The 14325-nt window shown below is 49.5% G+C and carries 9 protein-coding genes; 1 reads left to right on the top strand and 8 read right to left on the bottom strand.

Features of this window, described 5'->3' with window-relative positions:
- The first annotated feature begins 164 nt into the window (after window positions 1–164).
- Window positions 165–1910, top strand: a complete 1746-nt coding sequence (locus C7I86_RS10045; RefSeq protein WP_234376056.1) for a phosphodiester glycosidase family protein — start codon at window positions 165–167, stop codon at window positions 1908–1910.
- An 18-nt stretch (window positions 1911–1928) separates the two neighbouring features.
- Here C7I86_RS10045 and priA read toward each other — a convergent pair whose 3' ends face one another.
- From priA to C7I86_RS10085, 8 genes are all read right to left on the bottom strand, one after another.
- Window positions 1929–4424, bottom strand: coding sequence for a primosomal protein N' (gene priA / locus C7I86_RS10050; RefSeq protein WP_010873117.1), 2496 nt, complete (start codon window positions 4422–4424; stop codon window positions 1929–1931).
- 6 nt (window positions 4425–4430) lie between these two features.
- The gene (locus C7I86_RS10055; protein WP_010873118.1) at window positions 4431–4844 is read right to left on the bottom strand and encodes a hypothetical protein; all 414 of its coding nucleotides are present in this window, start codon (window positions 4842–4844) and stop codon (window positions 4431–4433) included.
- 117 nt (window positions 4845–4961) lie between these two features.
- Entirely contained in the window at window positions 4962–5309 is a 348-nt protein-coding gene (locus C7I86_RS10060) for a YtxH domain-containing protein (protein WP_041425826.1), read from the bottom strand.
- Between the two features lie 96 nt (window positions 5310–5405).
- On the bottom strand, window positions 5406–10142 hold the full coding sequence (locus tag C7I86_RS10065) for an EAL domain-containing protein (protein ID WP_010873120.1): 4737 nt from the start codon (window positions 10140–10142) through the stop codon (window positions 5406–5408).
- Between the two features lie 205 nt (window positions 10143–10347).
- Window positions 10348–11577: a hypothetical protein gene (locus C7I86_RS10070; protein WP_020862268.1), complete on the bottom strand. Its 1230-nt coding sequence runs from the start codon at window positions 11575–11577 to the stop codon at window positions 10348–10350.
- Complete coding sequence (locus tag C7I86_RS10075) at window positions 11574–12479, bottom strand: ferritin-like domain-containing protein (RefSeq protein WP_010873122.1); 906 nt, start codon at window positions 12477–12479, stop codon at window positions 11574–11576. Before C7I86_RS10075 ends, C7I86_RS10070 begins: the two co-directional genes overlap by 4 nt.
- On the bottom strand, window positions 12463–13602 hold the full coding sequence (locus C7I86_RS10080) for an aromatic ring-hydroxylating dioxygenase subunit alpha (protein ID WP_199303489.1): 1140 nt from the start codon (window positions 13600–13602) through the stop codon (window positions 12463–12465). The genes C7I86_RS10075 and C7I86_RS10080 overlap by 17 nt, the downstream gene beginning before the upstream one ends.
- A complete protein-coding gene (locus tag C7I86_RS10085; RefSeq protein ID WP_010873124.1) occupies window positions 13566–14285 on the bottom strand; it encodes a hypothetical protein in 720 nt (239 codons plus the stop codon). The genes C7I86_RS10080 and C7I86_RS10085 overlap by 37 nt, the downstream gene beginning before the upstream one ends.
- Between the last annotated feature and the right edge of the window lie 40 nt (window positions 14286–14325).

The raw sequence follows: 14325 nt of genomic DNA on the forward strand, positions 1-14325 counted from the left end.
ATGCCGATGGGTTTACCCTGTGCCAGAGCCGGCACCAAAGGATTGGTTCCATTGTGGATTAATGGCAGAATGGCTCCATGGCCCTAGGGGATTTGCTGAAAATGGTTAATTGGACTAGAAATTGGTTTGGTTTTTCGTGCTTATTTGTTCTTACTCTGGCGGTAATGCTGGGGCTAAAACTGTTTTTGCCCAGTCCAGTGGTGGCCCAATCCTCTTCAGATTTTATTCAACAGGGCAATCAAATTAGCATTGACGGTAAATCCTATCCTGTGGCCTGGGGTCAATGGCAGGAGGGAGGCCAGACCCGCACCGGCCTTGGGGATACTGGGGCCATGCAGTTTCTAGGGCTAGATCTGCTTGATAACACCAGCCCCAATCAGCAACCTGTGCAATGGTTCAGTGGCGATCGCCAAACTTTAAACGCCCGTTTTGTCGCTCCCAATCGTTACCTGGATGTAACTTCCCTCTTGCAAGGCTTCGGACCGTTGCAAGCCCAGGGCAATACCCTCGTGATGCCCAACACCAATGCCCAAATTCTGACCGTGCGGGACGGTAGGCAATCCTGGGGGGAAAGGGTAGTGTTGGAACTAAGCCAACCAGCCTTTTGGCAAGTGAGCCAAGCCAGGGAAGAAGCCGTTGTCACCATTAACGCCAGCAGTACCATCGGTAGCCAAGGCAATGCCAACGCCCCCGGACTACAGGCCATTGACCAGGACGATTTGGGTGGTAAAACCAGCGGCGGGCAACAAATTCGTTATCGCCTGGAAAGATCAGGGGCCAGCAGCAAAGTCCATTTTCAATTACCCGTGGGTTACAAGCTCCAGGTTAGTACTCTTACTTCTCCCTTCCGTTTGGTAATTGATGCCCGGGCTGATGCTCCTCCGGTCAAAACTATCAACTGGACAGAGGGCATTACTTGGCAACAACGCTTTGTCAATATCAGCGGCGGCCAATTTCCCGTCACCACCGTCACCATTAACCCCCGATCTCCAGGCATTTCTTTACGACCTTTGATGGCCAATCCCACCATGGCCCAGGGCACAGCACCGTTGGTGACCATTGCTAGGGATCAACGGGCGGCGGTAGCTATCAATGCGGGCTTTTTCAACCGCAATAATCAACTTCCCCTAGGGGCAGTGTGGAGTCAGCAAAATTGGCGATCGGGGCCGATTTTGAACCGGGGGGCGATCGCCTGGAATGACCAGGGACAAACCACTTTTGGGCGCCTATCTTTGTCGGAAATAATCACCACTGGGTCTGGTCAACGCTTAACCGCCAATTATCTCAACAGTGGCTATGTGCAACGGGGCATTGCCCGCTATACCCCCGCCTGGGGCCCCAGCTATATTCCCCTCAGTGATAACGAACAGGTTTATGTGGTGCAAAATAGCCAGGTCACTGCCCAATATCCTTTGCCCAAAGCGGGCCAACAGCAAATGCCCATTCCCAGCGATGGTTATTTAATCATTGACCGGGGCAACCAAATTCCCGCCGGGGTTCTGGCTGTGGGAACCACCCTTAACGTCAATGGGCGATCGACGCCGGAAGCTTTCAACGCTTTCCCCAACGGCATGGGGGCAGGGCCCTTATTAATTGACCAGGGACGCATGGTGCTCAATGCAACAGGGGAAGGTTTTTCCAGTGCTTTTCAACAGCAACGGGCCTCCCGCAGTGCGATCGCCGTGGACAGAAACGGCAACATTATCCTGGTGGCTAGCCATAACCGGGTGGGGGGAGCTGGAGCTAGCTTGGGGGAATTTGCCCAAATTTTGCAACAGTTGGGGGCGGTGAATGCGTTGAATTTAGATGGCGGCAGTTCCACCTCCCTGGCCCTGGGGGGTCAGTTGCTGGATCGATCGCCAGTGACGGCGGCCCGGGTGAGCAATGCCATTGGCGTGTTTGTTCGTTAAATAATGGTTGTGCCGACCCTAATCAATGCTGAGGGGGTCCACGTCAATATCCAGGTAAACGGAGCTAGGGCAAATTTGTTTAATTCTCTCCAGCGGCAAAATTACTTTGATGAAGCTGGGATATTTAACTAACAACTGCCAGCGATACCGTTGGGCAATGCGGAGAATACTGGCCGGGGCGGGTCCCAAAATCTCCACGGTCTTGGGTAAAAGTTGTTCACACAAAACGGCGATCGCCTGGATCGTTTTTTCCACCTCCCTTTCATTGGTCCCCAGACAACGGAGCAAAATTAACTTGCCGTAGGGGGGATAATTTAACATTTCCCGTTGGGGTAACTCCTGGGCGATAAAACCATGGTAATTGTGGGTTTTAACGGCTTGGATCACAGGATGGCGGGGGGTATAGGTTTGGATAATCACTTGCCCCGGCTCTTCTCCCCGGCCAGCCCGGCCACTCACCTGGGTTAAGGTCTGAAAACCCCGCTCAGCAGAACGATAATCGGCAAAATTAAGTAAACTATCGGCGGCCACCACCCCCACCAAGGTAATCTGGGCCAGGTCTAACCCTTTGGTTAACATTTGCGTTCCCACCAGTAAATCTGCTTCTCCCCGTTGGAATTGATCCAACAAGGCTCGATGGGCACCTTTACGGCGGGTGGTGTCACTGTCAAAGCGAATCCAGCGTAAATCGGGAAATTCTTGGGTTAGGGCTTCGGTTACTTTTTGGGTGCCACTGCCAAAAAATTTCAGATAGGGGGAAGAACATTCCGGACACACTTTGGGCTGGATTTCCGCATGGTTACAGTAATGGCACCGCAGGAGAGGTTGGCCATTGCCCTGGACGTAGTGATAGGAAAGGGAAACGTCACAGTTGGGACATTCCAACACATAACCGCAACTGCGACAGGAGACAAAGGTGCTATGGCCCCGGCGGTTAATAAACAAAATACCTTGCTGTTGTTTGGCTTTGAGTTCCCCCAGGGCAGTTTGTAAAGCCCGACTAAAAATGGAGCGATTGCCCTGTTTTAATTCCGCCCGCATATCGACAATTTGCACCGGGGGTAGGGGGCGGGACTGCACCCGTTCTGGTAACTCTAGGTAATGTCGCTGGGGGTCATTTTGATGGCGATGAACTGTATGCCAGCTTTCCAAAGAAGGGGTAGCGGAACCCAGGATGAGGGGGCATTGTTCAAGTTCGGCCCGGCGTTGGGCCACGGTGCGGGCATGGTAATTAGGAGTTAACTGGGTTTGCTTAAAGCTACTGTCATGTTCTTCATCAAGGATGATTAATCCCAGATTAGGCAGGGGCGTAAAAATAGCGGAACGGGTACCAATGACAATCTGTTCATGACCTAGGAGAGTTTGCCGCCAGGTGTCGTACTTTTCCCCGGAAGATAGGCCGCTATGGTACACAGCCACCTTATTGCCAAAACGGGCCCGAAAACGGTCGGTTAACTGGGGGGTCAAACCAATTTCCGGTACTAGCACTAAAACCGATTGGCCCTTGCCCAGGCGATCGCCACAGATTTGCAGGTAAACTTCCGTTTTGCCGGAGCCGGTGACACCGTGGAGCAAAACCTGATGGTAACCCTGGAGGGGCAGGACAGTTTGGCAAGCTTGCTTCTGCGCAGGAGTTAGTTCTGGAGCTTGGCTGGCATTAATCGACGGTTGCTGGAAAAGCCGTAATTTTTCCCGTTCGGCGATCGCCACTAGTCCTTTTTTTGCCAAGGATTGAATGGTAGAGGCGGAACAGGGCACTGCTTTGAGTAAATCCGCTAACCACATTTCCCCCCCCTGGTTTTTGAGCACTATCAGGGTTCTGGCCTGTAGCTCCGTCAGTTTGAAACTGGGGTCAAAATTTAATAAAGTCACCATTTTGGGTAACTGGGGCTGCACCGCTTTGGGGGGTTCCAGGTAACTTTCCACCCATTGTCGTTTGAGCAAATCCCGCAACGCCTTAGTCAACCCTGGTACTTTTTGCCGCAGGTAACGGTAACTATAATCCCCTTCCTTAGATGATTGCAGTAGGGTTAGAATTTGCCTTGCTCCCTGGTGGGACGGTTGACTCAAAAACAATGGCCAGTCCGATGGCAGGCGATCGCCATTCAATTTAATGCGACGCTGGGACCGCTGGAGTAAACCTGGTGGCAACGCCATGCGAATAACGGTGATTAACTCGGTGCAATAATATTCCGCCAACCAATGCAACAGCCGCCAATAATGGGGCGCAAAAAAGCCCGATACAATTACGTCTTGAATGGGCTTAATTTTTTCCGGCGGCAAATCCGGTGGCAGTTTTGTCAAACAACCCACCACAATGCCCCCCAACTGCTGGTTACCAAAGGGCACCGCCACAATGTCCCCATCCTGCACGGTTAAACCTGGGGGAATGGCATAGGTATAAACCCCTTCATTTTGGGGTAAATCCACCAGCACCGCCGCCCAAGGGCGCACTGAATCTTCTTCCTGGTAGTTAAACCCCAATTCCGCCAGGGCTGAGGGAGAAACAGTCATATTTGCTTACTTTTTACCATTTTTTCCCTTGCTCTCCACGGTTAAATGCTCTGTGGGATAGACTTGCCAGGAATGCCAGGCTGCCTTGACTCCCGCCACAAAGCGTTTGGAACCCCCTTGCACCTTTTTGGCTCCCTCTTTGGTGATGGTTACGCCCCGGTCCACGGTTTGAACTACGTCTTCCACTGTTCTGACCCCTTGGTTTAAATCATCTGTCAATTCGCTAATTTCCAAACCCGTTAAACGAATGGCTTCCAACGTGGGGGGAAATTCCCGATTAAGGCTGTCAAATAATTTTTCTGCACTGCGTGCCGCCCGGGCCAGTTCCTGTAACGCCGGTAGGGCCACCACCAACACAGCGGTCAGGCTAATGGACACCAGGGTGAGGGAAAGACCCAGCCAGAAAAGGGGTTCGGTCATAGGTACAGAAAAAGTCAACTACGGGGGCAATGGGGTGAGGGGCGACAGCGGTGGCCACAAGTTTCTGGTGGGGAAGGATTTAAACAACCATAACCAGCCCAAAGATTAATGAAAAAACTAACTGTCCGCCAGGGTAGTTTCCGCTGTAATGTCCCTTGGTTTTGGTTCCGGTTCTGACACCACGGTGGTTTGGGTTGCTTCCACCCCAGCGGCGATCGCCTCTTTGAGCCGTTCCAGGGTGCCCTGCCAATTACGTTGGGTGGCTTCGGAAAGATAGTCTGCCTGGAGTTGCAGAGTTGTGGCCAAATCCTCGGCTAAATCGGGGAGGGCGTCGGCAGATTTTTTTAACAGTTGCCTGGTTTGTTTGCCGGAGCGGGGGGCTAACAATAACCCAGTCACCGATCCCACTAAACCGCCAATTACCATGCCTGCCAACAGAGCGCCACCTTTGTTATTGCTGGCCATGTTCCCCCGTAAAAAGAATTTCCCCCATTCTAGTGGAAGGGGAGAAAATGCTGGCCTCATTCCCCCATTTGTCTGGGTTAATCCGTTCGGCCAACTTTAACTGGCGGTTAATTTTTGATGAAATTCATCTATGGGCATGGGGCGACCGTAGAAATAACCCTGGTAAAAATTGCAACCCAACTGGGCTAAAAATTGCACCTGTTCCTCCGTTTCCACCCCTTCCGCCACGATCGCCAGATTGAAAGTGCGGGCTACGCTAATGATGGCTTCCACCAGGGCGGCATTGTTGAGGTCCTGGGGCGCATCCTGGACAAAGGCTCGGTCAATTTTCAGTTCATTCAGGGGTAACCGTTTCAGATAGGACAGGGAGGAATAGCCCGTACCAAAATCATCCACGGAAAAATGAATACCCAAAGTTTGCAGCTCAAACATGGTGGCGATCGCCTGGTGGGTATCCTCCACAATTAAACCTTCCGTCACTTCCAGGGTGAGGCGATAGGGATCTACTCCGGTGCAGGCCAGCAAGTTTTTGATTTCCTTGGCAAAGTTGGCTTGGCGGAATTGGCGGGGACTGACATTAATGGCAATGCGCAGAGTTAAGCCCAATTGTTGCAGCCGGGCTAAGTACTGACAAACTTGCTCCAGTACAAAATCGCCAATGCCCCCGATTAAGCCAATTTCTTCGGCAATGGGAATGAAAATGTTGGGGGGAATAAAACCCCGACCGGGATGATTCCAACGGAGTAAAGCCTCTGCCCCAATCCAGACACCATGGCTATCCACCTGGGGTTGCAAATAAACCTGGAATTGTTTTTGTTCCAGGGCTGAGCGTAGATCCGCCTCCAGGGCAAAGCGGGACTCCACTTCCAACTGCATCTGCGACTCGAATAAACAAACCTTATCCCGGCCAGCCTTTTTCGCTTGGTACATGGCCGTGTCCGCCTCTTTAAACAAATCGCTAACTTTTTCGTTCAGTTTGGGGAAGAGGGTTATGCCGATACTGCCGCTAATCTGTACCTGTTCCGCTTCCAGGGTAAAAGGGGTGGCTAGGGCTTGGCGAATTTTTTCCCCCACCCCCAACCCCAACCTAGCCGCCAATTCCCGGTCATGGGCCAACTCCGGCAACAGCACAATGAATTCATCTCCCCCCAAACGGGCCACGGTGTCGGAATCCCGCAAACTATCGGCCAATCTTTTTGCCACCATCTGCAACAGGCGATCGCCGCTGTCATGGCCCCGGGCATCGTTGAGGGTTTTAAAGCCATCGAGGTCTATCAAAACAATGGCACCGAAATGCTTCGACCGTTGGGCTAAAGCCAAGGCATTTTCCGCCCGGTCCAACAACAAACGACGGTTGGGCAAAGCGGTGAGGGGATCGTAATAGGCCAGGTTTTCAATCTGGGCCTCCGCCTGTTTTCGTTCCGTCACATCGGTCAAAATACCTAACATCCGCAGGGGTTTGCCCTGGCTATCCCACTCGACAATTTTGCCCAGAGAAAGGAGCCATTTCCATTGCCCCGCCATGGTTCGTTGGCGACACTCCACTGCGTAACGGGGAATTTTTCCTTGGATATATTGGTCGTAGATTTCCCTGACCCTTTGTTGATCCTGGGGGTGGATGCGCTCCAGCCAGCGTTGCTCAGTTTCTTGGAAATACTGGGGGTCGTAGCCCAAAATTTGCCCGTATTGGGGCGAAACTACGGCTTGGCCCGTTTGTAAATTAAGGTCGTAAAAACCTTGGTTGGCCGCCTCCAGAGCCAGGCGTAACCGTTCTTCGTTTTCTCCCAATTGATTCTGGGCCCGCTGGTTGGCCTGGTCTAATTGGATCGCATCCAGGGCAAAGGAAAGGTTATCGCTAATTTCCTGGAGCAAATCCTGCTCGTCTTCGCTGAAAAAGCCCGCTTCCTGGGAATAAAAAGTCAACACCGCCACTACTTGGCCGCCCTGGCGGATGGGTACAGCGGCGGAGGAAAGAAAGCCATAGCGCATGGCACTGCCACGCCAAGGAGCCATTTTGGGGTCTTGGCTAATGTTGGAGCAGATCACCAATCTTCCTTCCCTGGCGGCGGTACCGGTGGGACCCCGGCCGGCCGGTTCGTCTTTGAATGTGATGCGAATATTTTCTAGGTAAGCGGTGGTGTGACCCCCGGCCATGTAGGGAATGATGGTTTGGCGATCGGGGTCAATGAGCCCAAACCAGATCAGGGAAAACTGCCCCACTGCCACTCCCACATCGCAGATGGCCCGGAATAAATCATCCCGTTCGCGATTTTCGATGATGGCTCGGTTAACTTGGCTCAGGGTGGCGTATAGGCGGGAGAGATATTCAATGCGCTGCTGGTTTTGTTTGCGTTCACTAATGTCCCGGACTACGGCCAGTAAGCGGGATTTGCCATCAATCACTGTGGGTTGAATGGATACTTCGGCCCAAAAGAGGCTGCCATCTTGTTTTTTCGCTAACCATTCAAACATTTGGGGCTCAGCGTTTCTGGCTTGGCGGAGTTTTTGCTCAATTTCTGCTTCGGTTTTACCCGGTTTATCGGCACTGAAATCACCAATGGGCCGGCCAATGACTTCTTCTTTGTTGCCATAGCCATACATGGTCAACATAGGTTGGTTCACGTCCAGCACTGTCGCCTGGTGAGCATCTTGAATAAAAATGGCTTCGTGGGTGGAGTTAAAAATTTCCCGGTAATTGCGCTCATTTCTTTCCAAGATGATTTCGGTGTAATGGGATTCGAGGAAACGACTCAGAAATTGGCTGACCGTGTTGAGTAGGGCTTTTTCCTCCGGCAAAAAATCCCGTTCTTCGCCATAGCAAACTTCTAACTGGCCCCGATGGAAATGTTCCGTTTGGAATTCTGCTATCAAACAGTAATCGGTCTTTTGATAGTTAGGGCTTTGGTAGATGGAGTTGCCCCAGGTCAAACGGGCGGAAGCTAATTTTTCGTAGCGGAAAGCCAGGGGCAAAAGGTCTACGGTGTTTTGTAAAAACTCCTCCAGCACCAAATCCGCTTGTTGGCCCATCTGGGCGATCGCCACTAAGCAATCCATTTCCTTAACCCGTTCCCGCAATTGCCCCAGGGTTGCCCGTAATTCTTTGGTTCTTTGCCTAATCTGATGGGTGAGATTGGCCTGACTGTTGGTGATAATTGCCACAATGATGGTGACTAGAACTGTGATCCCCGTGCCCACACCAAAAGCGACCATGGCCATTTGCTTGGGATAGTTCTGGTTAAACTCTGGCCCGGGCCAAAGCAGCAGTGCATAGGCCCTGCCAAAAATAAACAGGGGGTAAACCTGGAATAGCTCCTTATTGCTCTGCCAATTGTTCATAGAGAAGGGAGAAGGGGCAGACGAAGCCAAAACCAGAGGCGATCGATCCACACTCAGTTGCAACCACTGTAATTCCAGAGATTTATCACCAAAACTAATTTCTCCAAAAGTTTGGGTCAAAAAGTCGTTCAATCGCAACACCACCGCTGCTACCCCCATGGGGGGATTTTCCAGATTACCGTCGGCAAACACTGGGGAATAAGCAACAATGCCCCTTTGTTTTCCCAATTCTTGGATCAGAGTCAGGGGATTGGTGGCGGTGGGTAGTCTATTCTCAAGGGCTTCATCCAAAGCCATTTTGGCAGACTCGTTAGAACTGACATCGAAGCCCAGGGCTATATCATTACCCGCCAATGGTTCCGCATAAAAAATTGGATAATAAACTTCCCTTCCCTCGGCAGGAACAGGTTTCCCCCGACGATTAAGTTCAAAAATTTGGAAATTCTCTATCCCATCCTGCCTGGCCCTACGTTCAAAATTTTCCCTATCGGCGGCGGTAACTTTAGGAATCCATTCCCAGGCTTGAATACTCAATTTTCTGATCATGGGTAGGGTAAACCGGGCAAACTCAGCACGGGTCACCTCCGCACTGGACTCCATAAAGCTATTGAGGCTAGAAAGACCATAATTTTGCAATTCCCAAAGTTTTTGTGCAAACAAGTTAGCCCTTGGGATGGCAAGTTGGCTAAAATTTCTTTGGCTATTGAGTAAAGAATTCTCCTGAACCACTGCTGTTAGGGCCAGGGTTAGGAACAGACCCACGATCGCCGTGGCCAAAGCTTCCCCTTGGTTAGTGATGAAAGAATTTCTCCAGCGGCGGCGTTCCTGGAGCAGATAATCTCCCCCTAAAATTAAGGCTATTAATCCCACGGAGAACAGGAGGGGAGTCCAGAGTTTTTGCTGTAATTTTTGGTGCCACTGCCTCGCTTCCATATCCATGGCAACGATCACCAAAACCCTTTCGGATTGGGGCTGTAGGATGGGCGCATAGGCCGAAACAAAATTACCCCGTTCACTATGGTATGGACCAATGACTAATTTTTTGGAAGGGAGCTCAAATAACTGTCGGACCGCCTCCGGGGGATTTTTATAGACGGCACCAGGGTCGCGGGCAAGAAAATCTCCGGACTTAAGACTATCAGGGCCAAAAAGAATTTTTCCACTCCTTATAACCATGGTGTATATGCTACGGTGCTCGAATGTCTGAGCGTAGGCAGCCATCTGATTGTGGAGTCTTTGGAAGGAAGGATTCTCCAAGTCTTGTGGGGTGAAGGAAAGCTCTTGAAAAAGTCGAAAGTTTAGGTTTAGGGAGACCATTTCCACCTGGCTCAGCAACTGTTGGCGCATCTGTTGACTAACCATTTCTATGCGCCAGTGGGCAACGGCAACTCCCCCAAAAATAATCAAAAAAATCAAGACAAGCAAAACCGCTCCCCGCCAAAACCCATGCCCCTGATGGGGCGGAACCGAAGACGGAGGAGGGGGCATGATGGACATCGGGAAATTGGGGATAGATTACCCAGGGGAAAATGCCGGAGCTACCATTTCGAACAATAGTACTTTCCTTCCTGTTGCTTGCTCCGAGGGAAGACTTAATTCTTGCTAACCATTGGGGGATGGAGTTTATACGTTTCTCCATACCACCACCAGTTTAAACAAGTTTAAACAAAATTTACTGAATTTTTGATAGGGCTAATACTGTTTATTTTTCCGTTAGATAGTGTACCGATGGGGCAGTTTGCAAAAATCGCTGCAATGCCCTGCCCTGGAGTCTTAAATAACGTTCCATGGAATTGCCCTTCATCAGAGCCATGGATTTGTTTGTCCGGTCTACAAACGGTAGGGGGTCTAGGTAAGCTTGGTAGGATAACCAGGCTTCTTGATGGGTTTGAAAACTACGGTGCAAGGCTTCCGTTTCCTGGGCGAAACAGGCCCAAAGCATGGCTTCACATTCCTGGGCGGAAAGGCCAAATAGAGGCGAGGTTAATAACTTCGTAATGGTGTCGTATAAGGCGGGGTCGTACCAAAAAATTCCATTGATAGCAACGGACACATGGTAATGATCCCTTTGACATCCCCTAATGCCCAAATTGACTAATTGCCGCTCAAAGACAGTGGGACTAGGAAAAAGACTTCCAACGTCGTGGGACAAAATGGTGGAAGTATTGAAATGAAAGCTTTCGTCTAGGAAATGGTAGTAGGAAATTTGGGTTGGGATGGTGTTATGTTCCGGCTCCTGGGGTTGGTAAAAGTTACTCAGCTTATGCTGCACTAACTTACCATTCAAGGTCCGCAGTCCCCTTACAGTCAGGTATTGAGAAGCTAAAAAAGCATTGTTAGCAGACAGTAAACCAAAGCTTTGGAGTTGTATCCCTTTCCACCAATTTTTAAACCAATTTGTGTTGGCAAAAATCATCGTTTCCCGGAAGGGCGATCGCCGGGGTTGGCCAAACAGATTACCGCCGAATAGGGTTGACTCTACTTGGTCAATTACAGTCTGAAAAGCATTGATATGGCAACGTTCCTGGGAAGTTTCCAGGTCTAGGGTGTCACAAACTAAACGAAAATCTGTCAGAGGATATAAACCAGTGGCACTGGTTTGATTGAAGAAAATAGTCGCCACTTCCGCCGCAATAATTTGACTGTAGTAAGCCACCCAATAAAGATGATTCAGAATTAATTTTTGCCCTGGACTAGACTGTTCCCAAAGGGGAGTGCCGTGAAGTAAAGAAAATTCCGGTGCTTGCCAGTATTGATCCCGGCATTGCTGATAATCAAATTGCTCCGCCAATTGATCTAAATTAGGACTGTGATCTGTTTGCTTCGCCCGGCGGTAATTAAGTTCTAATTTTTTTCGAGTTTTGCTATCTTTTGCCAACAAGGATGTTGATGTAACATTGGGTTGAGACAAGGAATTAATCACAGCAGTCATAGTACACATTGCTCAGCACTATAGGGCAGAAAACATTGTTGTCCCTCCAGACGAATGATAATTTCTGGGGGCACTCCATGGTTCATTAAGGAACGCAAAAGATTAAGTTTTTGTTGACTGTTTTCTTCCGTTTTCAACTCCTGAAAGATTTTTTGGCGATCGCCAGGGGATAAATAACCTTTGCCCTGTTCTATGGCCTTGACCAATCTTTGGGGCCCCACCTGGACCATGTGCAAAAATTCCCTTAATGCCTGGTAGATATTATCTAGACTTTGTTGCTCATACGGCCAGGTTTGTAATTGCTGGACTCCTGCGGCATGGTGACGGGCTTCAGCGGCTAAAAATCCCTGTAACGTTGCTTGCAGATGATTGTCCCGACAATGGTGTGCCAGGGAACGGTAATGGCTCAGCCCCCAACCCTCTAGCACTACCTGCACCATAGTTAGTAACAGGGCTTTATCGTCGGCTTCCAATAATTGCCCCATAAAAGATAAAAAACTATCCTGATTAAACTCTGGCTTTTGCTGAAAAAATTGTTCAATTTGGCATAAATGTTGCGCTTCATCGGCGGCAAATAAACTGTATAAAATTCGTTCTTCACAGGTTTCTGCCAACAGTGACATTTTAGCCATATAGCCCATGCCGGCCTGCTCCACCCAATAAATTTCCGTCAGCAAGTCCTGGTTGGCGATCGCCAAAATTGTTGCCTGTTCCACGGCGCTGGCCTGTTGAAATATGGTGACTTGGTTTAAGCCAAAATATTCGGCGGGCCAATATAATTTCTGGGTCAAATCAAGAGTTTCCTCCTCCCTCGGTCTATCCAGAGCAGAGGCAAAAATCCGATGCAGGCGATCGCCGGAGGCAAGGGAAGGTAAATTAAAGCCACTAACAGTTTGTGCCATGGATTTTTACACTTCCATTGTGGTTATTTATTACCGGGACAGACAAAGATTTGTCTTCATCTAGTGATTGCCAAGTTTCCCACTGGAGAACAGGTTGTTGTTCCAGATGGTGAATAAATTCAAGAATTGATTTATCTTCTGCTAAAGGTGTTTTAAGCGCAAATTTAATTGTCTGAAAAATTTTTGTATCTCCCTTAGCAAAGTAATTACCCACCAGTTTAGTTAGCCAAAGAATGATGCCGTTAATAAACCAACCCCAAAGCCCAGGGCGATGCTTAGTCAACAAAATTGTTTGCCCTTCCGTTTGCCCATTTTTGCCTAAGCGCAGGGTAAACATAATATAAAAATGTAAAAAATCTGGCCCCAAAGTTACCGTTCCCGTACTGCCAAACCAATAGGATAAATTATAGGTACCTGCTTCCCGATAAAAGGGTTTAATCAAACGCACTAAAAGGGAATCATTCCCCCCCTTGGTAGTGTTAGCAAAATTAATGATATTTTGATCAATAACCTCGGATTTAAAGTCAATTTCCACCGGAAAATTATGTACCGTATTGAAGTGGTGGGCATCGATGGCATTAACCATCACCACATTGGGATGGCAAGCTTTTGTAAAACTTTTACCCAACGCACTGACTACTTTTTCCTTGGTCAACTCTAGGGGCAGAGGCAAAGTTTGACTAGGTTGATTCCCAGTCCAGAGCCAAATTAAACCATAGGCTTCCGTCACGGGCCAGCTATTAACTTTCACCGGCAATGATTTAGCTAAACAGGGTACTTCCACACAATGCCCATGGTGATCAAATCGCCAATTGTGGAAAAAACAACGTAAACTTTCCTCCTCCACTTTGCCCTCGGCCAAATGGGCTCCCATGTGGGGACAATAGGCATCCACCGCCACTACTTTGCCACTGTCAGTGCGATAAACCGCCAAGTCTTTACCTAGTAAAAATACTGCCTTAACTTGGCCTCGTTTTAATTGTTTTGAGCGCAGCAACCAGTACCAACCGGCCACGAAGCGCTGGGGCTGATTAAACACTTTGGCGGAGTTCGGTTTAGGCAGAAAGACCACGGTGGTCAGACCAATCAATTCAAGATATTTACAGCATAGCTGGAATGCCAAATTCTTAGTCCCGCTTTGGTCAAATTTTCCGTTGACACTTCCGCCAAACACACCAACTCATCCCCCTGGATATGGCCGGGGTTTTTTTGTAAAAAGAATTCCACATGGCGATCGCCTAATTTTTCCGTTGGCACCTGGCGCAGGTTAGGGGTTAATACTTGGGGCTGGGGTAAGCGCACAATGCCCAAACTAGGATCGTAGTTGGCTTGGAATTTGTTCTGGGCTAGCTGATGGATAAAATTTTGTACAGGCGGGGGAGTGGGATGGAGATAGTGGGGATAGAATTCCTTGGCAAAAATGCTCAAAAATCGGTAGGTGCGATAGCCGGAAGAAATCAGGAGCCAATATAATTTTTCTGGCCTAGCCTCGTGGAGAATTTGCATGGCCTTGGTCCAAGCCTTGGCCAGGGCTGGGTTAGACCACATGGATGGGTCGGTGATGGTGTCACCAGAATAAACAATTCTGACGGTTTGTCCTTCCCATTGAGCAGGGTAGAAACCAAAGGTGGTGAAGCCTTTCAATATCCCAGCGGATTTGAGCAAAATCACCCAATCTTTGCCTCCTAGGTCAGCTTGAAACTGCGGCCAATGAACCCCCTCAAAGTGGGTTTGGAGCAATGCCAACATCAACCTTTGGTCAGCATCGGGGATTTGGTCGGCGGGCAACAGAAAGGCTTCGATCATAGATTTACGAGGGATTTTGCCATTTTGCTTCAATCCCAAG

The organism is Synechocystis sp. IPPAS B-1465 (assembly GCF_003015225.1).
Taxonomy (GTDB): Bacteria; Cyanobacteriota; Cyanobacteriia; order Cyanobacteriales; family Microcystaceae; genus Synechocystis.